The sequence below is a fragment of the Paraburkholderia fungorum genome (assembly GCF_046026025.1).
Taxonomy (GTDB): domain Bacteria; phylum Pseudomonadota; class Gammaproteobacteria; order Burkholderiales; family Burkholderiaceae; genus Paraburkholderia; species Paraburkholderia fungorum_E.
The window spans coordinates 12,138-33,738 of sequence record NZ_JAQQFL010000049.1; the positions used below are offsets into that span (position 1 = coordinate 12,138).

Annotated in this window: 22 protein-coding genes; 5 read left to right on the forward strand and 17 right to left on the reverse strand. The window is 63.8% G+C overall.

Translation table 11 applies throughout. The features are described 5' to 3' along the window. Position 1 precedes the first annotated feature (1 nt). The 7 genes from flgH to flgB form a co-directional block, all read right to left on the reverse strand. Positions 2-700, reverse strand: a complete 699-nt coding sequence (flgH, locus tag PQR67_RS35170; protein WP_408467398.1) for a flagellar basal body L-ring protein FlgH — start codon at positions 698-700, stop codon at positions 2-4. A 36-nt stretch (positions 701-736) separates the two neighbouring features. After that, positions 737-1,525 (reverse strand): flagellar basal-body rod protein FlgG, encoded by a 789-nt coding sequence (flgG, locus tag PQR67_RS35175; protein WP_028198511.1) that lies wholly within the window; start codon positions 1,523-1,525, stop codon positions 737-739. 41 nt (positions 1,526-1,566) lie between these two features. Beyond that, on the reverse strand, positions 1,567-2,325 hold the full coding sequence (gene flgF, locus PQR67_RS35180) for a flagellar basal-body rod protein FlgF (RefSeq protein ID WP_408467399.1): 759 nt from the start codon (positions 2,323-2,325) through the stop codon (positions 1,567-1,569). A 19-nt stretch (positions 2,326-2,344) separates the two neighbouring features. Beyond that, positions 2,345-3,889: a flagellar hook-basal body complex protein gene (locus tag PQR67_RS35185; RefSeq protein WP_408467400.1), complete on the reverse strand. Its 1,545-nt coding sequence runs from the start codon at positions 3,887-3,889 to the stop codon at positions 2,345-2,347. A 43-nt stretch (positions 3,890-3,932) separates the two neighbouring features. Next, on the reverse strand, positions 3,933-4,622 hold the full coding sequence (locus tag PQR67_RS35190) for a flagellar hook assembly protein FlgD (RefSeq protein WP_408467433.1): 690 nt from the start codon (positions 4,620-4,622) through the stop codon (positions 3,933-3,935). A gap of 67 nt (positions 4,623-4,689) precedes the next feature. Then, on the reverse strand, positions 4,690-5,115 hold the full coding sequence (flgC, locus tag PQR67_RS35195; protein WP_074281879.1) for a flagellar basal body rod protein FlgC: 426 nt from the start codon (positions 5,113-5,115) through the stop codon (positions 4,690-4,692). A 225-nt stretch (positions 5,116-5,340) separates the two neighbouring features. After that, positions 5,341-5,835 carry a flagellar basal body rod protein FlgB gene (flgB, locus tag PQR67_RS35200; protein ID WP_408467401.1) on the reverse strand — a complete coding sequence of 165 codons (495 nt, stop codon included), beginning with the start codon at positions 5,833-5,835 and terminating at the stop codon, positions 5,341-5,343. A gap of 217 nt (positions 5,836-6,052) precedes the next feature. Between flgB and flgA the strand changes: the two genes are divergently transcribed. The 5 genes from flgA to PQR67_RS35225 all read left to right on the forward strand — a co-directional run bounded on the left by flgA (position 6,053) and on the right by PQR67_RS35225 (position 9,555). Then, positions 6,053-7,531 carry a flagellar basal body P-ring formation chaperone FlgA gene (gene flgA / locus PQR67_RS35205; RefSeq protein WP_408467403.1) on the forward strand — a complete coding sequence of 493 codons (1,479 nt, stop codon included), beginning with the start codon at positions 6,053-6,055 and terminating at the stop codon, positions 7,529-7,531. Positions 7,532-7,747: 216 nt separating this feature from the next. Beyond that, the gene (flgM, locus tag PQR67_RS35210; protein ID WP_408467404.1) at positions 7,748-8,101 is read left to right on the forward strand and encodes a flagellar biosynthesis anti-sigma factor FlgM; all 354 of its coding nucleotides are present in this window, start codon (positions 7,748-7,750) and stop codon (positions 8,099-8,101) included. Positions 8,102-8,195: 94 nt separating this feature from the next. Next, positions 8,196-8,642 (forward strand): flagella synthesis protein FlgN, encoded by a 447-nt coding sequence (locus PQR67_RS35215; RefSeq protein ID WP_408467405.1) that lies wholly within the window; start codon positions 8,196-8,198, stop codon positions 8,640-8,642. A gap of 323 nt (positions 8,643-8,965) precedes the next feature. Then, positions 8,966-9,148: a type II toxin-antitoxin system HicA family toxin gene (locus PQR67_RS35220; protein ID WP_408467406.1), complete on the forward strand. Its 183-nt coding sequence runs from the start codon at positions 8,966-8,968 to the stop codon at positions 9,146-9,148. Then, positions 9,145-9,555 carry a type II toxin-antitoxin system HicB family antitoxin gene (locus PQR67_RS35225; RefSeq protein ID WP_408467407.1) on the forward strand — a complete coding sequence of 137 codons (411 nt, stop codon included), beginning with the start codon at positions 9,145-9,147 and terminating at the stop codon, positions 9,553-9,555. Before PQR67_RS35220 ends, PQR67_RS35225 begins: the two co-directional genes overlap by 4 nt. A 64-nt stretch (positions 9,556-9,619) precedes the next feature. Here the strand turns inward: PQR67_RS35225 and PQR67_RS35230 are convergent, their stop codons facing one another. The 10 genes from PQR67_RS35230 to PQR67_RS35275 form a co-directional block, all read right to left on the reverse strand. Next, positions 9,620-10,360, reverse strand: coding sequence for an RNA polymerase sigma factor FliA (locus PQR67_RS35230; RefSeq protein ID WP_408467408.1), 741 nt, complete (start codon positions 10,358-10,360; stop codon positions 9,620-9,622). 28 nt (positions 10,361-10,388) lie between these two features. Continuing rightward, positions 10,389-11,258, reverse strand: a complete 870-nt coding sequence (locus PQR67_RS35235) for a MinD/ParA family ATP-binding protein (protein ID WP_408467409.1) — start codon at positions 11,256-11,258, stop codon at positions 10,389-10,391. After that, on the reverse strand, positions 11,251-13,179 hold the full coding sequence (flhF, locus tag PQR67_RS35240; protein WP_408467410.1) for a flagellar biosynthesis GTPase FlhF: 1,929 nt from the start codon (positions 13,177-13,179) through the stop codon (positions 11,251-11,253). Before flhF ends, PQR67_RS35235 begins: the two co-directional genes overlap by 8 nt. Positions 13,180-13,532: 353 nt before the next feature. After that, complete coding sequence (flhA, locus tag PQR67_RS35245; protein WP_408467411.1) at positions 13,533-15,635, reverse strand: flagellar biosynthesis protein FlhA; 2,103 nt, start codon at positions 15,633-15,635, stop codon at positions 13,533-13,535. Continuing rightward, entirely contained in the window at positions 15,632-16,855 is a 1,224-nt protein-coding gene (gene flhB, locus PQR67_RS35250; RefSeq protein WP_408467412.1) for a flagellar biosynthesis protein FlhB, read from the reverse strand. Before flhB ends, flhA begins: the two co-directional genes overlap by 4 nt. Before the next feature lie 262 nt (positions 16,856-17,117). Further along, positions 17,118-18,404 carry a DUF3443 domain-containing protein gene (locus tag PQR67_RS35255; protein ID WP_408467413.1) on the reverse strand — a complete coding sequence of 429 codons (1,287 nt, stop codon included), beginning with the start codon at positions 18,402-18,404 and terminating at the stop codon, positions 17,118-17,120. Between the two features lie 15 nt (positions 18,405-18,419). Beyond that, positions 18,420-18,974 (reverse strand): DUF2844 domain-containing protein, encoded by a 555-nt coding sequence (locus PQR67_RS35260; protein ID WP_408467414.1) that lies wholly within the window; start codon positions 18,972-18,974, stop codon positions 18,420-18,422. A 311-nt stretch (positions 18,975-19,285) separates the two neighbouring features. Then, positions 19,286-19,996, reverse strand: a complete 711-nt coding sequence (cheZ, locus tag PQR67_RS35265) for a protein phosphatase CheZ (protein ID WP_408467415.1) — start codon at positions 19,994-19,996, stop codon at positions 19,286-19,288. A gap of 1 nt (position 19,997) precedes the next feature. After that, complete coding sequence (cheY, locus tag PQR67_RS35270) at positions 19,998-20,393, reverse strand: chemotaxis response regulator CheY (protein ID WP_408467416.1); 396 nt, start codon at positions 20,391-20,393, stop codon at positions 19,998-20,000. A 114-nt stretch (positions 20,394-20,507) separates the two neighbouring features. After that, complete coding sequence (locus PQR67_RS35275; RefSeq protein ID WP_408467417.1) at positions 20,508-21,596, reverse strand: protein-glutamate methylesterase/protein-glutamine glutaminase; 1,089 nt, start codon at positions 21,594-21,596, stop codon at positions 20,508-20,510. Positions 21,597-21,601 lie beyond the last annotated feature (5 nt).

A 21,601-nucleotide genomic window follows, 5' to 3' on the forward strand; every position in this document is an offset into this window, starting at 1 on the left:
ATCACCACGGCGACACGTTAAGGAAGAAGCGCTGCAACCAGCCCATGTTCTCGGCCTCGTTGAGATAGCCCTTCGCTGAGTATTCGATCTTCGCGTCGGCCACCTGGGTCGAGTACACGGCATTCAGGTTGGAAATCGTGTTCGGATTCACCACGCCGGAGAAGCGCACGAATTCATCGCCCTGGTTGATCAGCATCTGCTTCTCGCCGCTCACCATCAGATTGCCGTTCGGCAGCACGCCGGTCACCGTCACCGTGATCGTGCCGTTAAACGTATTCGACGCGTTGGCGCCGCCGGTACCGTTGAACACATTCGCGCCGGTGGCGCTGAGATTGGTCTTGCCGAACAGGCCGCCGAGGAAGCCCGCGGTCGGCACGTTGAAGTTGGTGCTCCCCGAGCGATTCGCGTTCGCGCCCGACGACTTCGTCGCGTTGACGTTTTCCTGAATCACGATCGTCAGGATGTCGCCCACATTGCGCGGCCGCTGGTCTTCGAACAACGGCCGGCCCGCGTAGCCCGGGTTGTAGATCGAGCCAGGCGATTGCGCTTGCGGCGGCATCGGCGGCAGGGCCGTCATCGGCTGCTGCGTGATCGGCTGCTTCGGCACGAGACCGCAGCCGCCCAGCGTCGCGAGCAGCGTGAGCTGCACGAGAGCCTGAGCGGTGCGCGAATGAACCGGATGACGAGAGAAGTGCGACATCTTGATTACCGACTGTTAATTCCTGATCCCTAAGCCTTAAACCTGCATCTGGCTGAGGGTCTGCAGCATCTGGTCGGAAGTCGTCACGGCCTTGCTGTTGATTTCGTAAGCGCGCTGCGTCTGGATCATGTTCACCAGTTCCTGCACCACGTTCACGTTCGATGCTTCCACGTAACCCTGGCTGAGGTTGCCCGCGCCGTTCAGGCCCGGTTGTGCGATGTTCGGCGCGCCCGACGAAGCCGTTTCCGCGAACAGGTTCTCACCCTTCGCATCCAGACCGGCCGGGTTGATGAAGGTGGCGAGCTGCATCGAGCCGAGCTGCTGACTGTTGGTCGAGCCGGCCACGGTGATCGACACCACGCCATCGCTGCCGATGGTCAGCGAGGTGGCGTTGCTCGGAATCGTGATGCCCGGAATCACCTGATAGCCGCTCGAGGTGACGAGCTGGCCCTGGGCGTTGGTCTGGAACGAGCCGTCACGCGTGTAGGCCGTCGTGCCGTCAGGCATCTGCACCTGGAAAAAGCCCTGGCCGTTGATGGCGATGTCTTTCGAGTTGCCGGTCTGCTGCAGGTTGCCCTGTGTGTACAGACGTTCGGTCGCGACCTGCTGCACACCTGTGCCGAGCTGGATGCCGGACGGCAGTTCGGTGTTTTGCGTCGAGTTCGCACCCGGCTGGCGGATGGTCTGATACAGCAGATCCTCGAAGACCGCGCGCGAGCCCTTGAAACCATTGGTGCTGACGTTCGCGAGGTTGTTCGAGATCACGTCCATCTGCGCCTGTTGCGCATTCATGCCGGTAGCGGCGATGTAGAGCGAGCGATTCACTATTCTTCTCCAAGGTGTCGGGACAATCCCGGGACAACCCGTTAGCTAAAGCTGAGCAGCTGGTTGGCGGACTGATCGTTCTTGTCCGCGTTTTCCAGCAACTTGGTCTGCATCTGGAACTGGCGCGCGTTGGTGATCATCGAGACCATCGCGGCGACCGGATTCACGTTGCTGCCTTCGAGCGAAGCCGGCGCCAGCGTGACGGCCGGATCGGCGTCGGCGGGATTGCCGTCGGCGGTGCGAAACAGACCGTCGTCGCCGCGCGTCATGGTTTGCGGATCCGGATTCACCAGCTTCAACTGATCGACCGTCACCACCGCGGTCGGCGGATCGCCTGGTGTGAGCGCGGACACCGTACCGTCCTTGCCGATGGTGATTTCCGCACCCGGCGGCACCGACACCGGGCCGCCGTTGCCGAGCACCGTCTGGTTCATGGCGTTCACCAGTTGGCCGTTTTCGTCGACGTGCAGATTGCCGGCGCGCGTATAAGCCTCGTTGCCGTCGGCGGTTTGCACCGCCAGCCAACCCGGACCCTGAATCGCCACGTCGAGCGGGTTACCCGTCTGCTGGATCGGCCCCGGCGTGTAGTCGGCGCCCGGCGTCGACGACAGCACGAAGGTTCGCGTGGTGTTGTCGTTGATCGAACTGCCGTCGCCGAACGCCATCGGCACGGCGCGGAAAGTTGCAAGCTGTGCGCGAAAGCCGGTGGTCGAGGCGTTCGCCAGGTTGTTGGCGACGATAGCCTGCTGCTCGAGCGCTTGCGTGCTGCCCGACATCGCGGTGTAGATCAGCCGATCCATGATGGGAGGTCCCGGTCGCTTACAGGTTGATCAGGGTCTGGTCGACGGTCTGCTGGGTCTTGATCGTCTGCGCGTTCGCTTGATAGTTGCGTTGCGCGGTGATCAGGTTCACCAGTTCGCTCGTCAGGTCGACGTTCGAGTTTTCCAGCGCGCCGCCTTGCAGCACACCGTGGTTGGTCGAACCCGGCGACGAAATCTGCGCGACGCCCGATTGCGAGGTCTGCTGGAATTCGTTGTTGCCGAGGTTCACGAGCCCGTTCTGGTTCGAGAAGTTCGCCAGCACGATCTGGCCAAGCGCCGCGGTCTGCTGGTTCGAGTAGTTGCCGGTCAGCGTGCCGTCGGAGCCGATCGTGAAGCTCGTCAGCGTGCCGGCCGCGTAGCCGTCGGGCTGCAGCGAGTTCACGCCGTCCTTGCCGCCGTACTGCGTCGTGCCGGCGATGTTCAGCGTCAGGTTCTGCGGCGTCGACGAACCGTCGGTGGTCGGGATCGAGAAGGCGTACGCGAACGGCGTGGCGGTGGCGGTGAAGGTGGGCGGATTCGCCACCGGCGTCACGACCTGGGTCGTGCCGAGCAGCGTGCCCGACGAATTGAAGTTCGCCTGGCCCACCAGGTTTGCCGTGCCGGTCGAGGTGCCCGCGTACACGTTCCATGTGCCGGCCGAAGTCTTGGCGAAGTACATGTTGACCGTCTGCGAGCCGCCGAGCGAATCGTAGACCGTCGTGCTGGTCGAGTAGTTGTACGTCGTCGAGGTGTTCTGGTTGAACGCGATCGGGGTCGGCTTGATGGTGTAGCTGTCGCCGGTCGCTGGCGTGCCGGTGATCGTGATGGTCTGACCGTTGCCGAGCTGGATCGCTGTGCCGGACGCATAAGGCGTGGCGGCGGATACCGTGCCGAGCGTGCTGTCCGTCACCTTGTACGTCGGCGGCGCGGTCGTGGCGTCGAAGGCGACCGAGTAATTGTCGTTGTTCGTGCCCGAGGCCGTGTTCGTGATCGTAGCGCCAGTTGTGCTCAGGCCACCGCTGTTGCCGGCAGCTGCCGCCACAACTGGCGTGCCGAGCATCAGCGGGTCCTGCGCGTTCAGGTTCAGGCCGGCGACGATCTTGGTGGTGGCTTGCGGCGCGATGTTCGCGGTCGGCACGCTGAGCGGCACGGTTTGCGCGGTGTTGATGACGCCCGAGCTGTTCGCCGCGTAGCCCATCAGTTGCAGGCCTTGCGCGTTGGTGATGTTGCCGTTCTTGTCGAGCTGGAACACGCCGTTGCGCGAATACACCAGCGAGCCGTTATTCGAGAGCTGGAAGAAGCCGTTGCCGTTGATCGCGACGTCGAGCGCCTGGTTGGTGCTGGTGATCGTGCCTTGCGAGAACTGCTGCTGCACTTCGGACAGTTGGGTGCCGATGCCGATCTGGTTGTTCACCGCGGTCGCCACCGAATTGGCGTACATGTCCGCGAACTGCGCAGCGCCGCTCTTGAACCCGGTCGTATTCGCGTTGGCAATGTTGTTGCCGATCACGTCGAGATCGCTCGACGCTGCGGACAAACCACTCAAACCTTGTTGGTAACCCATGACGGTCTCCGTATCTGGAAAGTCGTAACTGACTGAATCTGAATCAGAGGATGGCCGCGACGCTGCTCAAGCCCACGGTCGTGCCGTTCGACAGCACGAGGCCCGGCGTACCGCTGCTTTGCATGACGACGCTTTGCACCGTCGCACCCGAGAGCGTGGTAGCCGTGGCTTGCTGGCCATTGATCGTGCCGACCGCGCTGATCGTGTAGCTGCCGTCGGGCAGCGTGTTGCCAGCCGAGTCGGTCGGCGTCCAGCCCACCGGAATCGTGCCGGCCGACTGCTTGCCGAGGTCGAGCGTATTGACGATCGTGCCCGCCGAGTTCTTGATGACGACCTGCAGATCGCCCACCGAGTTGGCGAGTTGCACGCCGAACGAGCTGGCCTTGCCGCTCGCGACCGTCACGGAGTTGCCCGGAGCCAGCACGGTCGAGCCGATCAGCAGTGCCGCTTGCGACTGCTGGCCTGCCGACATCTGCGTGGCGAGCGAGGTGAGCGTCGTGTTCAACTGGCTGATACCCGACACCGTGTTGATCTGGGCCAGTTGCGAAGTCATCTGCGAACTGTCCATCGGATTGGTTGGATCCTGGTTCTTCAACTGCGCGACGAGCAGTTGCAAGAAGGTGTTCTGCAGATCGGTCGCCGAGGTGCCCGAGGTGCTGCCCGTCGAACTGGTGGAACTGCTCGCGCTCTTCGTGCTCTTGGTGCTGCTGCTCGCGCTGTTCGTACCGTTCATCGTATCGAGCAGCGTTTGCGATACGGCTGGGCCGTTGTTGCCAATGGTGGTGGTCAAAGAACTCTCCTCAGGTTCCGATCGTGAGCGTTTTCAGCATCAGCGTCTTGGCGGTGTTCAGGGTCTCGACGTTGGCCTGGTACGAGCGCGAGGCCGAGATCATGTTGACCATCTCCTGTACCGGGTCGACGTTGGGCAGCGTGACGTAGCCGTCCGAATTGGCGGCCGGGTTGCCGGGGTCGTACGCGGTCTTCATCGGCGTCGGGTCGTCGACCACGCCGGTCACCTGCACGCCGCCGATCTGCTGGCCGGAGGCTGTGCGCGAGCCGCCGATCGGGCTAACCGCGAATACCACCTGCTTGGCCTTGTACGGCTGACCGTCCGGGCCCGTCGTGCTGTCCGCGTTGGCGAGGTTCGACGCCGTCACGTTGAGCCGCTGCGACTGCGCCGACATCGCGGAGCCTGCAACACCAAAAATATTCATCAAAGATGGCATGTTTCCTGACCTCTCCTATGTCGATCGGAGTTAGCGCATTAGCGCTTACTCCGGTCCCATGCAGCCTCATCGCGGTCGATCGGAGTTAGCGCTTTAGCGCTTACTCCGGTCCCATGCAACGTAGTTGCACGGTTCGACCCGGCCTCAAGTTAAATCCCGTAGCGATTGTTCCTGCGTACTGCGTCTTCTTGTGCGACGTCTGCCGCGCTTGTCCATTACCTGGTATTACGAGCCCGACGTGATCGCCGCGAGCATCGTTTTGATCTGGCTCGACAGCACCGTCATGCCCGATTCGAAATGCAACGTGTTGTCGGCGAACTGCACCCGCTCCGTATCGATGTCGACCGTGTTGCCGTCGAGCGCGGGTTGCGTCGGAATGCGGTATTGCAGATTGCCGTAGTCGTCCGGCGTGCCGCCGGTCGGCGTCAACGTCGCCTTGCCTGCCATGTGGCCCGGCGCGGTCGACACCATCGACATGCCGCTCGTCACGCCCGCGGGCTGCGTCATGGCAAGCGTCGAATTGTTCGAAGCGCCCGTGCCCGCGCCGCCGCCCGCCTTCTTCAGCGCGCCGGCCAGCGACGAAGCGAAGTCGACGTCGCGCGCCTTGTACCCGGGGGTATCGGCGTTGGCGATATTCGACGACAGCAGCTCCTGCCGGTAAGCGCGTACATCGAGCGCCTGGCGGCCAAAGGCGAATTCGGCATCGAGTTTGTCCAGCATAGAAATCTCCGGAGACGGTTCCCGAGGCTTCCCGGGCGGGTCTCGCATGAGACCTGCGGCGGCCGGAAAGACCTTTTTGCATGAGGTGCATCTTATGGGCCGAACGCAAGTGGCAATCGGACGAATAACCGGGAAAGGGGGCTTCTATTCAACGTTTGCGCAATGGGGGCGCTCTCTAGAATGCAAGGCGTACCGATGCATTCGATGGAGAAACACGATGGACCAGCCGACCTTCGACCTGACGCACCGCGCAAGCTGCGCGGCGGTGCATCGCGGGGGTGCGGGCGCGGTCCGGCGTGCTGCGCGCGGCGTATCCCGTGGGGCGTGCCGTCTGCTGGCTCGCCTTGCCGTAAACCTGGTGGTATGGGTCGCCGGCGGTATCGTGCTGCTGCCGGCCTCCACACAAGCCCAGCAAGCGCAACAGGCTCAGGACGCCGGTGGCCCCATCGTGATTCCCGGCCCGGGTGAAAAGAATCCGGCCGCCCTCGCCGATCTGGCCGCGCAGATGCAGGCCACGCCCGCGAAACGGACCGGGTCCGCAGCAACGCTCGCCGCCGCTACCGCGCAGTCGCTGGTGCCCGGCCCGGTTGCGCGCAACACCGATCAATTCACGCGAGCCGCCAACGCGAGCGGCTCGATTGTCATTCCGGGTGCGGGCGAGCCGCCTGCCGCGCCGCAGATGATCCGTACCAGTTTCAAGCCCGACATGAACGGCATCGTGACGATTCCGGCGCCTGGAACGGCACTCGGCAACGCGCCTGGACGCGGGCTTGCGCCTGCTAACGGTGGTAATGGAGTCAGCGGCGCCAACGGTGCCGGTATCGAAACCGCAATCGGTAGCGCGCCGGCAGCGAGTGGCTTCGACAGCCTTGTGTCGCGCGGCGAACCGCCTCAGTTGGGGGCGAACGGCAAACCCATCGTGGCGACAGCAGTCGCATCGAAGCCAACGCCCGCTCCGATGCCGACACCGCCCGCCACGATCGCCCGCACACCGTCGGCGCGCCAGGTGGCGCCGGCTGTCGTCCAACAGAATCTGCAACCCGCCGCGGTGGCGCAACCCGCACCGCTCCCCGGCCAGCAAGATGCCGAGGCGATTCGCAGCGCCGCGCTCGCCTTCCTGCAGCAGCAATCGGCGGGCTTGCCCGGCAAGGTCGAAATCACCGTCGCACCGGCGTTCCCACGCGGGCTCGCGAGCTGCACCACGCTCGAACCGTTCATGCCCAGCGGCGCGCGCCTGTGGGGCCGGATGACGGTCGGCGTGCGCTGCGCCGGCGAACGGCCGTGGACCATCTATCTGCAAGCGCGCATTGCGCTGCGCGCCACCTACTATCTGGCCGCCCGCGCGATGGCGCCGGGTGAAGTGTTCACGGCCGCCGACCTCGTCGCGCGCGACGGCGACCTGACCGGTTTGCCACAGGCGATCGTCACGGACCCCTCGCAGGCGCTCGGCTCGGTGTCGCTCGTGCGCATCGCCGGCGGCATGCCGCTGCGCCGCGACATGCTGAAAAGCGCATCTGCGGTGTCGATCGGCCAAACGGTGCGGGTTGTCGCCGCGGGCGCGGGTTTCGCGATTTCGGCCGAAGGCAGCGCGATGAACAACGCGTCGCCGGGCCAGCAGATACGGGTGAAGACGGCCAACGGCCAGATCATCTCCGGCATCGTCAAGGACGGATCGACGGTGGAGGTTCAGTTATGAAGCGGCGCGGCGGCAAGTCCGGCAGTCCGCGCATCGGCGCGGGTTCAGGCGTGACGGCCCGTGCGACAAACCGGGAGGCCGCGGAAGCCGCGGCGGCCGTGGAGTCCGTTGTGGGGCCGGATTGTCTTGAAAGGAAAGGTAAAACCTCGAGCGATTGCGCTAAAGTTTTGATCACGGGTTGCCGTTATCAGAATCAAATCGTTCAGGAAGCCAATCGTGAAAGTCGATTCCACAACCAATTCGAATCTGCCGTCGTTGAAAGACGCCGTGTCCCGCTCGCAACAAAGCGACGCGACGAGTGCGAACAGCAACGCGCAGAGTGCGAGCACGAGCTCGCCGACCACCACCAGCGGTTCGGGCGACGCCAGCGTCAGCCTGTCGGGTCTGTCGCAGCATCTGCGCAGCCTCGCGGCGTCCGGCTCGGCCGATATCGACACGGCGCACGTCGAGTCGATCAAGGCAGCCATCAAGAACGGCTCGCTGACGATCGATTCGAGCAAGATCGCCGACGGCGTGCTGAATACCGCGCGCGAACTGTTGCAAAGCAAAACCTCGTCGACCGGCAACTAATCGACGCATCGAAGTACGGTGAATGGCCGGGCGGCATTCGACAAATCCGGCTCGCGAAGCATGCGCGAGCCGTCGTGTTCAGCGAGTTGTTGAGATGAAAGACGCCCTGCTTGCCACCCTCATCGAAGAATATTCGGCCGTCGAGGCATTCGCCTCGGTTCTGACGCTCGAGACGAAGGCATTGACCGTCGTGTCGCCGCTGGAACTGCTGCCGCCGATCGTCGAGAAGAAAACCGAACTGATCGGCACGCTCGCCAATCTCGAAGCCACGCGCGACGCGCTGCTCCAGGAAATGGGTTTTCCGGCCGGTTGGCCCGGCATGGAACTCGCGGCCAGCGCGGATGCGCGGATCGCCGAGCAATGGGCGCTGCTGCAAAAAGCCGCCGAGCGCGCGCGGCGCTTCAATACGAGTAACGGCGAACTGATTCGCGTGCGGATGGACTACAACCAGCGCGCACTGACAGCGCTGCAGGTGGCCGTGCCGCAGAAGACCGGTTTCTATGGGCCGGATGGGCGGATTCCGGCTCAGCCAGCGGTTTGAAAATTTCGCAGGCGCGCTGCTTTTCGCGCACTGATTTTCACGCACTGACATAGTTGCGTAGATTGCTTTGAACAAAAGGGCTCGTCTTTGACGGGCCCTTTTGCTTTTCCCCATCCGCTCAGAGCGCCTGAGCGCTCCTCCGACGCACGTTGGCCATCCGGCCAGGTAGCGCGCAATCCTCCGCCACGTTGAAATCACGGGTTCCCCTAACTGAGGTTCTCCGCCGTCGCGCGCGGCTTTTCGATGCCGCGTCAGACGAACCAGGCGGAGCGTTACCCACTAGCGAGGTTGTGTAATCGTGTGTATGATTCGAGGAGTGAAATATGAACAGTGCCGAGGTCGTCAAACTGATTCAAGCGGATGGCTGGCGGTTGATCCGGATATCCGGCAGTCACCACCATTTCCGGCATGCGGCAAAAGCCGGTCTCGTGACCATCCCGCATCCGAAAAAAGATCTTCCGCCCGGCACACTGAACAGCATCCTGAAACAGGCGGGCCTGAAATGAAAAACCTGATTTTCCCGATCGCAATCGAGCCTGGTGACACGCACCATGCGTTCGGCGTGGTCGTCCCCGACATTGCGGGTTGTCATTCGGCGGGGGATTCGCTGGAAGAGGCGTACGCAAACGCGAAAGAAGCGATCGAGGCGCATCTGGACACGCTGCTCGACGAAGGCTTGCCGATTCCCGAGCGGCTAACGCTGGACGAACATCGGCGTAATCCGGATTACGCGGGTTTTACTTGGGGGTTTGTCACCACGCGCAACATCCCGGCGCTGAAAAAAGCGGTGCGCATCAATATCTCGCTGCCCGAGGCGCTGGTTCACGATATCGACGCTTACGCCCAGGCACGCGGCATGTCGCGTTCGGCGTTTCTCGCGCTGGCCGCCGAGCACGAGATGGCGGACGCGTAACTGAAAATAAGAACCGGCGAGAGAAGGCGGACGCTACGCGCGCCGCCGGTCCAGCATCAGGCCATCAAGCGCCGGTCGCCTCGGCGTTCGCCCAGGCCATTTCGCGCAAGCGCGTGCGCAAACGCGCCACGGCCTGGCTGTGCAACTGGCACACTCGCGACTCGCTGACTTCCATCACCGCGCCAATTTCTCGCAGGTTCATGCCGCGTTCGTAGTAGAGCGACATCAGCAGCTTCTCGCGCTCCGGCAAACGGTCGATCGCTTCGATCAGCGCCGAGCGCAGGCTGTCGTCCAGCAGCGCCGACAGCGGGTCCGAATGATCGACACAGTAACGGTCGAGAAACGGCTCGTCGTCTGCGGAACGGTCGAAGTCTTCGTAATAGATAAGCTGACTGCCGTGCAGATCCTGGAGCATCGACTGATACTCGTCGAGCGGCATTTGCAGATGCTCGGCGATCTCCGTTTCGCTCGCCGAGCGGCCCAGATTCTGTTCAACCTTGTGCACGGCGGATTCGACTTCACGCGAGGTGCGCCGCAAGCTGCGCGGCAACCAGTCGTTGCTGCGCAATTCGTCGAGCATCGCGCCGCGAATCCGCTGGCTGGCATACGTCTCGAACTGCGCGCCCTGATCTTCCTTGTAGCGGCCCGCCGCATCCAGCAATCCGATCATGCCGGCCTGAATCAGGTCGTCGAGATCGACGCTCGCCGGCATCTTGGCGACGAGCTGCAAGCCGAGACGACGCACCAGCGGCGCGTACTTTGTCAGAACATCGGCTTGGGAGATCTTTCCCTGAGCGTTATACATCGTGCTCCCCTTGTCCTTGTGCCGCCGCTCAGGCGTGCTGCGCGGACGGTTGGTCGGCGTGTTGCGCCGCTGTAACTGTCGCAGGCGCCATCCACGGCGTTTGCGACGACATCGCTGGCCGCATCGGCCAGTACTGCAATTCGGCAGCGAGATGCCGGAAGTCGCGCGCAGCCGGTGTCGATGGGAAAGCATCGACGACACACCGCGACAACTCCAGGGCTCGCGCCATCCGCGCATCGGCGGCAATGCAACCGGCGTCTTCCAGCGCCACCGTCAGGTAGCGTCCTGCCACGCCGGCCAGGTTGACAAAAGCGGTATGCGCGTCGTCAACGCTTTGGACGTGATTCACCAGCACGCGAAACTGCGCGGTGGCGTGTGCGTAGTGCAAGCGTTTCATGCAGGCATACGCGTCGGTGATCGCCTGCGCGGCTACCCGCGTGACGATCATCAGGTCATGCGCCTGCATCGCGAGGGCCGACAGATGGCCGTGCTCGTCGAGTTCCGCGTCGATCAGCACGATGTCGGCGGACCCGCGCAGCACGGCGCCCAACTGCGCGGCCGTGTGGCCTTCGCGGTTGTGGCGCGAGGCAGCCAGCACCGAGAAGCCGAGTACGTGCCGTGCGGTGGCTTCGTCGAGCGTCATTTCTCCACGCATCACCGCCGCAAAATTGCCCGCGCCGCGCACGCCGCCGAGCATCGCGCTCACCGACTTGTCGCCGAGGCATTCGTCGACCACCAGCACGTCCTTACCTTGTTGCGCAAGCGCCGCGGCGAGGTTCACCACGATGGTCGTAGAACCAACGCCGGCCGATCCACCCGTCACGGCAATCACGCGCGAACCGCTTTTCGCCAACAGGCGCCGCAATCCTTCGGCTTGATCCGAGATGAATTTATCCAAAGCGGACCTCGTGCAGTTCAGCCGTCGACCGTGCGGACAGCGCGGAGAGCAGCGCCGGAATGTCGTCGTCGTGCGGCACGAACGGCGAGTTGTCGCGCGGAATGCAGAACGTGCTCTTGATCAGGAATTTCCTTGTCGCGACGTACAGGTTTTCCGGCACCTTCTGCCCGGTCGACACGTAGTGCACCGGCAGCTTGTAGCGAATCACCGTATCGAGCACACCGCCCAGATTGGTGGCCTCGTCGAGCTTGGTCAGGATGCAGCCGGCGAGCGGCTGTTGGTCCGGGGCACGCTGATAGGCCTGCACCACTTCGTTCAAGGTATCGCCGTGGCTCGTCGCGTTGAGCAGCAAAAGACGCTGCACCGGCTGACCGGCGCGGCACAGCATGGCGATCTGGTCGGACACGAGACGATCGCGCTGGCTCATGCCGATCGTGTCGATCAGCACGATGTGCTTGTTGCGCAACTCGGCGAGCGCAAGTTGCAGATCGGCGCCGTCTTTCACCGCGTGAACCGAGACGCCGAGAATCTTGCCGAAGATGCGCAGTTGTTCGTGGCCGCCGATCCGGTAGCTGTCGGTGGTGAGGAGCGCCACCTTGCTCGCGCCAAAGCGCATCACGCAACGCGCGGCGAGCTTCGCCGTGGTCGTGGTCTTGCCGACGCCCGTCGGGCCCATCAGCGCGAACACGCCGCCGCGTTCCATTAGCGCGTCTTCGTCTTCCATCACCGGCAGGTTCGATTCGAGCACCGAACGCACCCACTCCATGCCGCCTTCCATGTTGTCGACGTCGTCGGGCAGGTTGTCGACCATCATCTGCACGAGTTGCGCGGAAAAACCAGCGGCGAACAGGTGCTTGGTGAGTGCGGCGCGAGCCGGGCTACGGCGCTGGCGGTCGCCCCACAAGAGGCCGGCGAAGTGTTCTTCCATCATGCCGCGCATCGACGACAGTTCGTGCATCACGGTGTCGTTGACGACCTGCTCCATGCGCGCCTTGATTGCTTCGGCGACCGTTGCAGGCGTGCGGGTGTCGTCACTTGCGGGCTGTTGCGCGGCAATCTTCTGAGCGGCGCGGCGCGCGGCGAGCTGTTGGGCTTCGCGAGCCCATTCGGGCGTGTCGGTGACTTCTGGCGCACGCTGTTGCGAGGTGTAGTGCGGGGCGTGTTGTGAAACCGGCTGCGAACCGGGTTCGACCGCGGCGCCGAGACCCTTGGCCATGGCGGCGGCCGGTGTCATCGCGGCGGGGCGCGCGCTGTATGCGCCTTGCTGCTGCTGTTCGGCCGCGATGCGGCGGGCGTGATCGATCAGCCAGGGATTCGATTCGGCCATGGTGCGCGGCGTATCGGCGGCAGGCGCGCCAGACGCTGGCGGCACGCCGGCGGCTTTGAGCAGATCCGCACGGATGTCTTGGGTGAGGCGTGTCGCCGCGGCGCGCGCGCTGGGTTGCTCGATGCTGGCCGGTTGCGACGGCGACCCTGCAGCGGGTGCGGCCAGCGCTGCTTTAGGCGCATTCGGCAAGGCGGCAGGCTTGACCGCCGAGCCGGAAGCGCTTGCGCCGTTCGAGACGTTTGGCGTCATGTTCTCGGTACCCGCTTCCGGGCTCGCGCCGAACACGGACGAAAACACATCGGGCATGCCACTCGCATACGGATTGGCTTGCATCATCGGGTTGGCGCGCGGTGCGGCGAGCGCGGGTTGCTGTCCAGTCGTGGCATTCGTCGGCGCGGGCAGCGCGGCGCCTGCGCTGCGGCGCGGCGCTTTCGGCGTGATGGCGGCGAGGTCGCTGTCGGCTAGCGCGACGATCTCGACGCTGCCGTCGTCCATCGTGCGGTTGGACAAAACGACGGCATCCGGGCCCAAAGCTTCGCGCACGAGACGCAAAGCATCGCGACTGGTAGCACCGACAAATTTACGAATGTTCAAGCTGGACCCCCGATGAGGTAAACGGACTTACGGACTAACGGACCGGCAACATACCGCTTCCCATTGAGATCATTATTGCGAAACCTGTCGAGCGACGATCGGTGGATAAAGACCGTTAAAGGTGGGCAATTCGGGCGATGGAGACGCCGTGCCCAACGGTTTTAAACAGGCACCGAGACGGCGTCTGGCGGCGTTTTCGCGGACGCAGCATGACCTCCGGCACCCGCTTGCGGCACGAAAAGTTAGACGCCGAAATGAAAACCGGCGCTCGAGGAGCGCCGGCGGAAACCATCGGTCTGGAACAAGTTCGGCCAACTGCCGGGGATCAGCAGGCAAAGTCTCACCACCCGGGTTTAACCATGCGCCCCGATCAGGTTCACCACTTTGATATTGCGCGTATCCGGCACTTCCGCGTACGACAGCACCTTCAACTGCGGCAGGCTGCGGCGCAAAAAGCGCGCGAGCATGGGGCGTAACGCATGCTGCACCAGCAGCACCGGCGCGAGCCCCAGGTTTTGCTGACGCGTCATCGCCTTCTGCGTTTCGTTCAGCAGCGTATGCGCGAGGCCCGGCTCGAGGCCCGGATTGGCGCCCGTCGAAAGCGCCTGCGACAACACCCGCTCCAGATTCGAATCGAGGCCCATCACCTGCATGTCGCCCACGCCGGGGAACCACTGCTGCGTGATCGCGCGCCCCAGCGCGAGGCGCACGGCGGCAGTGAGATCGTGCGCGTCGGTGACCTTCGGCGTGTGTTCGGACAGCGCTTCGAGAATCGTGCGCAGATCGCGAATCGGCACGCCTTCTTCCAGCAGATTTTGCAGCACCTTTTGCAGGGTGGTGAGCGGCAGCGACTTCGGCACCAGATCGTCGACCAGCGACGGCGTGTCCTTCTGCATCCGCTCGAGCAGCGCCTGGACTTCGCGGCGGCCGAGCAGTTCGGACGCATGCGTGACCACCAGGTGATTCAGGTGCGTGGCCACCACCGTGCTCGAATCGACCACCGTGTAGCCGTACACCTGCGCCTGTTCGCGCAGATTCGTATCGATCCAGATCGCCGGCAAGCCGAACGCCGGATCCTGCGTCGGCGTACCCGGCAGCGCGGCGGACACCTGCCCCGGATTGATCGCCAGCCACTGCCCCGGATACGCTTCGCCGACACCCACTTCGACGCCCTTGAGAGCGATCCGGTAGCCGTTCGGCCGCAGTTCGAGGTTGTCGCGGATATGGATCACCGGCGGCAGGAAGCCGATTTCCTGCGCGAATTTCTTGCGGATGCTCTTGATCCGTTTGAGCAGTTCGCCGTCCGAGTTCTTGTCGACGAGCGGAATCAGCCGGTAGCCCACTTCGAGACCGAGCGTGTCGATCATCGTGACGTCGTCCCAGCTCGCTTCGGTGTTTTCCGTCGGCGCCATCGCGGCCGGTGCGACATCGACGAGCGCCGCGCTGGTCTTGCGTGTGTCGCTGCGCTTTTTCATCGTGCGGCCGAGTTGAATCAGGCCACCGCCGAGAACCAGAAAGGCGAAGTGCGGCATGCCCGGAATCAGGCCCATCAGCACCAGAATGCAGCCGGTGATGATCAGCACACGCGGGTTCGTGAAGAGCTGGCCGGTCAGCTGCGTACCGATGTCTTCGTTGGTCGCGACGCGCGAGACGATCACGCCGGCCGCGGTCGAAATCACCAGCGACGGGATCTGCGCGACGAGGCCGTCGCCGATCGTCAGCAGCGTGTAGTTCTTGCCCGCCGCCGCGAAGTCCATGTTGTGCTGGACCATCCCGACGATCAACCCGCCGACGATGTTGATCACCATGATCAGCAAACCGGCGATCGCATCGCCGCGCACGAACTTGCTCGCGCCGTCCATGGAGCCGTAGAACTCGGCCTCTTGCGAGACCTCCTGGCGGCGCTTGCGGGCCTGCTCTTCGTTGATGAGACCGGCGTTCAGGTCGGCGTCGATCGCCATCTGCTTGCCGGGCATCGCATCGAGCGTGAAGCGCGCGGACACTTCCGCGATCCGCCCCGCACCCTTGGTGATCACCATGAAGTTGATGACCATCAAAATGATAAAAACGACGATACCGACCGCGAAGTTGCCGCCCACGAGAAAGTGGCCGAACGACTCGATCACCTGACCCGCCGCGTCTGGGCCGGTATGGCCTTCGAGCAGCACGACGCGTGTGGACGCCACGTTCAGCGACAGGCGCAGCAAGGTCGAGAACAGCAGCACGCTTGGGAACGCGGCGAAGTCGAGCGGTTTCATCGTGTACATGCTGACGAGCAGCACCATCACGGAAAGCGCGATATTGAAGGTGAACAGCAGATCCAGCAGAAACGGCGGCAACGGCAGAATCATCATGCCGAGAATCATGCAGATCAGCACCGGCCCGGCGAGGGCGCGCAAATTGGTGCTGCTCAGGGCATCGGGCCGTCGGGACAGGAATCCGGCGCGAGCGTTCATGCGGAGGCTCCTGAAGCGTTGTCGTTATCTGACTGATTGGCGGAATTGAGCACGTCGGCGGCTTCCTGCTCGGCTTCATCGTCCGGCACGCCGCCCTTGTCGAGTTCCGCGGGCACGTCGAAATCGGTCGGCGCGACCGGCGCCACGCCGCCTTCGGTGTTGAAGCGTCGCAACTGATAGACCCACGCGAGCACCTCGGCGACCGCGCCATACAACGGGCCGGGAATTTCCCGGTTCAGTTCGACGTTGTGATACAGCGCACGCGCGAGCGGCGGCGCTTCCAGCAACGGCACGTTGTTCTCGGCCGCGATTTCGCGAATCCGCGCGGCCACCAGATTCACGCCCTTGGCGACCACCTTTGGCGCGCGCATCTCGCCGTCGGTGTATTGCAGCGCGACCGCGAAGTGCGTCGGGTTGGTCACCACCACGTCGGCCTTCGGCACGTTGGTCATCATGCGGCGGCGGGCAATCGCGCGCTGCTGCTGGCGAATCCGGCCTTTCACGTGCGGATCGCCTTCGCTTTCGCGGTGTTCGCGCTTCACTTCTTCCTTCGTCATGCGCAGTTTCTTGTGGAACTGCCAGAGTTGATACGGCACATCGAGCGCGGCCACGACGAACATGCCCGCCACCGTCATGCCGCAGCACACCGCGATCAGATGCACGGAGTTGGCGAGCGCCAGGTGCATCGGCTGGGTGGCCAGCGCGAGAATCTCCTCACGGCGGTTCCAGATCGCCGAGCCGCCGATGCAGCCCACCACCAGCGTCTTCGCGAACGACATGCCAAGCTGGACCGGCCCGTTGATCGAGAAAATCTTGCCGAGCCCTTCGATCGGATTGAGCCGGTTGAACTTGGGCTCGAGTCCTTTCGACGAAAACTGCCAGCCGCCCAGCGCCATGGGCGCGAGCAGGGCCGCCGCGCCGGTGAAGGCCAGGATCGGCAGCAGCGCGGACAGGCCTTCGCGGCTCGCCACGCCCGCGCCGATCATCATGCGGCGGGTTTCGAACACGGTGGCGTGGTCGAACGTGAAGGACGTGCGCAGCATGGCCTGCAGATGCTCGCCGATGTGGCTGGACATGCCCCATGCACCGAAAAATCCCGCTGCCAGCAGCGCAAACGTCGACAGCTCCCGCGAACGCACGATCTGCCCTTCCTCGCGCGCCTTTTGCAGGCGCCGGGGAGTGGCTGATTCGGTTTTTTCGAGGTCGCTATCCTCTGCCACAAACGCTCTCCAGTCGGCTGAGGCACGGCGCCTCTTTCCAGTGAGAGCGATTATTCCCGCTCGACGCAAGCGCCGATCGGCGGATCAGGCCGGAGAAAGGGGGGTATTTCAAGGGATGGGGCAGCGGGTAAGGCACGCGGCGGCGTTTGCTGGCGGGGCTGGCGTGACCGCCCCCCAGCGCGGGCGCGCGGATTAGGCTCAGCGGGCACCCGCGCTATGTCGTGCGGGTGCCCGGCCGGTTTTTACGCTTGCGCGCCGCGGCCTAGAAGCCGACGTAAGGCGCCGGGCCGCCGCTCGCCGTCTGATCGAAGCCGTAATACATGTGACGGCCATAAAAGAACGGCAAGCCGAGATCGAAGCTGCTGCTGCCGCCGATCTGCCCGGCCAGATCGTTGAACGCATAGTTGCTGCTGTTGCTGAACAGCGTGGCCGCATTCAGGATGCCGATGCTGACGCTGGCGGTCGTGGTGCTCTGACCGGTCAGCGTGATCGACCGGGTTTGCGCGGCCGACGGACAATAGAACCCGGCGTAGTTACTACATACCGGAAGCGAGCTATCGGAGAAGAAGTACGCGTTCGAACCCGAATCGAAAAACGCCTGCACGGTCGTGCCGTTATAGACGCTGTTGTTCAGGTCGCCGTAGCCATCGGTAGTGAAGGTCTGCGAGGCCGCCAGCGCATTGTTCGACTGCGTGTTGATCCCGAACACCAGCGTGCCGGTGGCCGAGGGTGCACCCGTGTTCGACACCGGTGGCATCTGCACGATCACGCCGTTATTGTCGCCCGCGAAATTGGCGACCGGGTTCGCGACCTGCTGGAGGACCGGTACCGTGGCACGGGTACACGTGCTGCCCGAACACGTGAAGTAATTGCTGTAGGTGGCTGCGGTTGACGTATTCGCGCAGGTTGTGCCGCAATCGTAGAGCGCCGTACCGATGCCGAGAATACCGTTGGCGCCAAGATCCTGGGCCGTGTTTTCCGCCGATCCGCTGCCGCAGCCCTTCGTCGGCGCACTGCCCGCGGCCGGATCGCCGATGATCTGTATCGGAATGGCCCTGCCAGTTGTCTCGCCACCAATCTGTACGGTTGCGGTGCGCACGGTGCCCCACGTGTAGCCGTCGGCGAAGGTCGCGCATTCGGCGAGTTGTGCCCCGCTGGCCAGGGTGCTGATCGGCAACGACGTGGTGTTCACCACCGAGCTGACCAGACGCAACCCGAACGAGCCCGTATCGACCTGGATGTTGTTGATGGTCTGACAATTGGATGTCGTACCGGGTGGGCAAACGGTCACGCTAACCGTCGGAATATTGATGACGCCGTTCACTCCCTGCGCGACCGTCATCGGCACGGTATTCGCGGCGTTTGCGGCGATCGGCTGCTGGGTCGGGCTGGCCGGCAGCGAGCCGCCGTTCAGCGTGGTCGATGAATTATTGCCACTGGAACTGGAGCCGCCACCACCGCCGCAGGCGACCAGCACCGACATCAACGCCACGGCCGCGACGGCCTGCATCCAGCCCTTGAGCTTCGCAACACTTTGCATGGTTCGCATCGTTCGTCCTCGCCCTTACTGGATGTCGGAACCGCTGACGCCGGCAGGCAACGCCTGCGGCAACCAGGCCTGACCATTGAACGCGCCCATGTGGCCGCCGGAGCGGACCGCGAGGCTGCTCTGGTCGACCGCAACGGGGCCACGAGCGCCGCCGCGCGCCGCGCGCGCGGCTTTTACGCCGGCGACGTATTGCGGAAAATAGCTGCCGAGCAGATCGTTGAGATCCGGCATTTGCGGGCCGCGCCACGCGATGCCGAACACCGATCCATCCGCGGCAAGGTATTCGCGCACCACCGTGCCGTTGCCGAGCGTGGTTTCACGCACGGTGTAGGACGAGGGCGCCAAAGCGGCCGAGCTGGAAGATGCAGCGCTGGATGCGGAACGCATCACGCTTTGAGCCGCCGATACCGAACCGGCGGCAGGTTGCACGGTGCGGGAAGAAACCGACGCATCCGCTGGTGGGGTCATTGGGGCCGCGCCCAGTGCCGCATGAGCGGACTGCACGGCAGACAGGGAACAAGGTAAGGCAAGCGCCATGACAAATCCGGCGCGACGTGCACGACTCCACATGACAAGGCTCCTCCCGAGCTGCTGCAGCGCGGCTCGCACCTCGTGCGAACCGGCCGCATGTATGCAGATCATACGGCACCGCTGCGGTCGCAGACAGAAGGAATACCTCGCCGTGCCACCGGCCGGTGACGGCCTGTCACCGGAAAGCCGTGCCGCTGCTTGAGTCCGTAGTATGCCTGTGGATTATGTCGGCAAACAGTAAGCTCACGCGAACGCGTGGCTTACTGGCCGTTCCGATCCAGCGATACGGATGACACGGCGATACGGTGATACGGCAGTCCCGCCTTGCGCCCTTGCGGGCAACCAGCCGGTCAGAAGCCGAGACTCGCCAGCAGATCGTCGACTTGCCCCTGATCCTGCATCACATCCGTCTTGCCTTCCGGATTGATCTGCGGACCATTCAGCAGATGTTCGGGGCTGCCGGTGGACGACGGCTCGGCCGCCAGCGCCGCCGCATTCGCCGCGAACTGCTCGCGCCGTTCGAGCGCGATGTTCTCGACCAGCACGCCGAGCAACTGCTGCTCGATCAGGTACACGACATCCGTGATCTTCTTGATGACCTGGCCGGTCAGATCCTGGAAGTCCTGCGCCAGCATGATCTCCATCAGTTGCGCGTTGGTCGCGCTGGTGGCTTCGGGCAGGCCATGCAGGAAAGCGCGCGTGTCCTTGATCACCGCGCGCACTTCGTCGCGCTCGATCGGTGCCTCGTACCACTTTTCCCAGCGCGCATCGAGCTCTGCTGCGTCCTGCTGCAATTGCGTCTGGATCGGCTTGGCGATTTCGATCGACGACAGCACGCGCTCGGCGGCCTGCTCGGTCATGTTCGCGATGTACTTCAGACGGTCGCGGGCATCGGGCACGGCTTCCGCCGCACGCTCGACATGCTTGTCGAGCCCGAGCTCACGCATCGAGTCGCGCAGCGTGCGCGTCAGTTGTCCGATACGGGCGAGGATGCGGTCGGACGCGAAGTCGCCGATCTCGGTCGCCGCTTCGGCGCCTTGCGCGTTGGTCGGCAAATTCACATCAGCTCCCGGCTTTCGCCATCTTCTCGAGAATCTTGTTGAGCTTCTCGTCGAGCGTCGCGGCCGTGAACGGCTTGACGACATAACCGCTCGCGCCGGCTTGCGCCGCCGCGATGATGTTTTCCTTCTTCGACTCGGCCGTCACCATCAGCACCGGCAGATGCGTCAGGTGGGCGTCGGCGCGGATTTCCTTGAGCATGGCCAGACCGTCGAGATTCGGCATGTTCCAGTCGGAGATCACGAAGTCATACGTACCGCCGCGCAAACGCGAGAGGCCGGCCTGACCGTCTTCCGCCTCGTCGACATTGGAGTAGCCGAGCTCTTTGAGCAGGTTGCGGACAATCCGGCGCATCGTCGGAAAGTCGTCAACCACCAGAATCTTCATTCCCTTATCCATTTCATTCCCTTTGCTTGATCCTTGATGCGGCGCATGACCGCCAGTTCTATCAGGCTCTTGTCGACCGGAGTTGGTCACTCCATCCCATGCCTGGCGCTCCCCTTCAGGCCCGCATCATACCCGCTGTACGCGATCACCCATTGCCGACAGACGCGCCATCACGCGACGGCTCATCTCCGCCAGCGACGCGATTTCGTCCGCTGCACCGAGCGCAATGGCTTCGCGCGGCATGCCGAACACGATACAGCTCGCTTCGTCCTGCGCGAGGGTATACGCCCCCGCTTTCCTCATGTCCAGCAGCCCGGCAGCGCCGTCGCGCCCCATCCCCGTGAGGATCACGCCGACCGCGTTCTTGCCCGCGTGCTGCGCGGCCGAACGGAACAGCACATCCACCGACGGCCGATGCCGGTTCACCGGCGGCTCGTCCGACAGGTGAGCAATATAGTTCGCGCCGCTGCGGGCCAGCAACAGGTGAGCATGGCCAGGCGCGATATACGCATGTCCCGGCAACACGCGTTCGCCGTGCTCTGCCTCTTTAACGGTAATCCGACACAAACCATTAAGGCGTTGCGCAAAAGATTTTGTAAAACCCGGCGGCATATGCTGCGCGATCAGCACGGCAGGCGCGTCCGGCGGCAACGGCACGAGCACTTCGCGGATCGCTTCAGTGCCGCCCGTCGATGCACCGACGATGATCAGCTTCTCGGTACTGAGCAGCGGATTGTTGAACAGCGGCGCGGCGGCGACAGGCGCATGCGCAGCCTGCGTGGCCGCGTGATGCACCGGCGCGGCCTGGCGCACCCGCGCGCGGGCCGCGGCGCGAATCTTGTCGGCGAGCTTTTCCGAGTAGTCGAGCATGCCGTCGCGAATGCCGACCTTCGGCTTGGTGACGAAGTCGACCGCGCCCAGCTCCAGCGCGCGCAGCGTGATTTCATTGCCGCGCTCGGTCAGCGACGACACCATCACGACCGGCATCGGCCGCAAACGCATCAGCTTCTCGAGGAAATCGAGACCGTCCATGCGCGGCATTTCGACGTCGAGCGTCAGCACGTCCGGATTGTGTTGCTTGATGAGATCGCGCGCGACCAGCGGGTCGGGTGCGGTCGCCACGACGGTCATGTCCGGCTGGCCATTGATGATTTCCGTCATCAGGCTGCGAATCAGCGCCGAATCGTCGACACACAGTACTTTGATCTTTTGCACAGCGC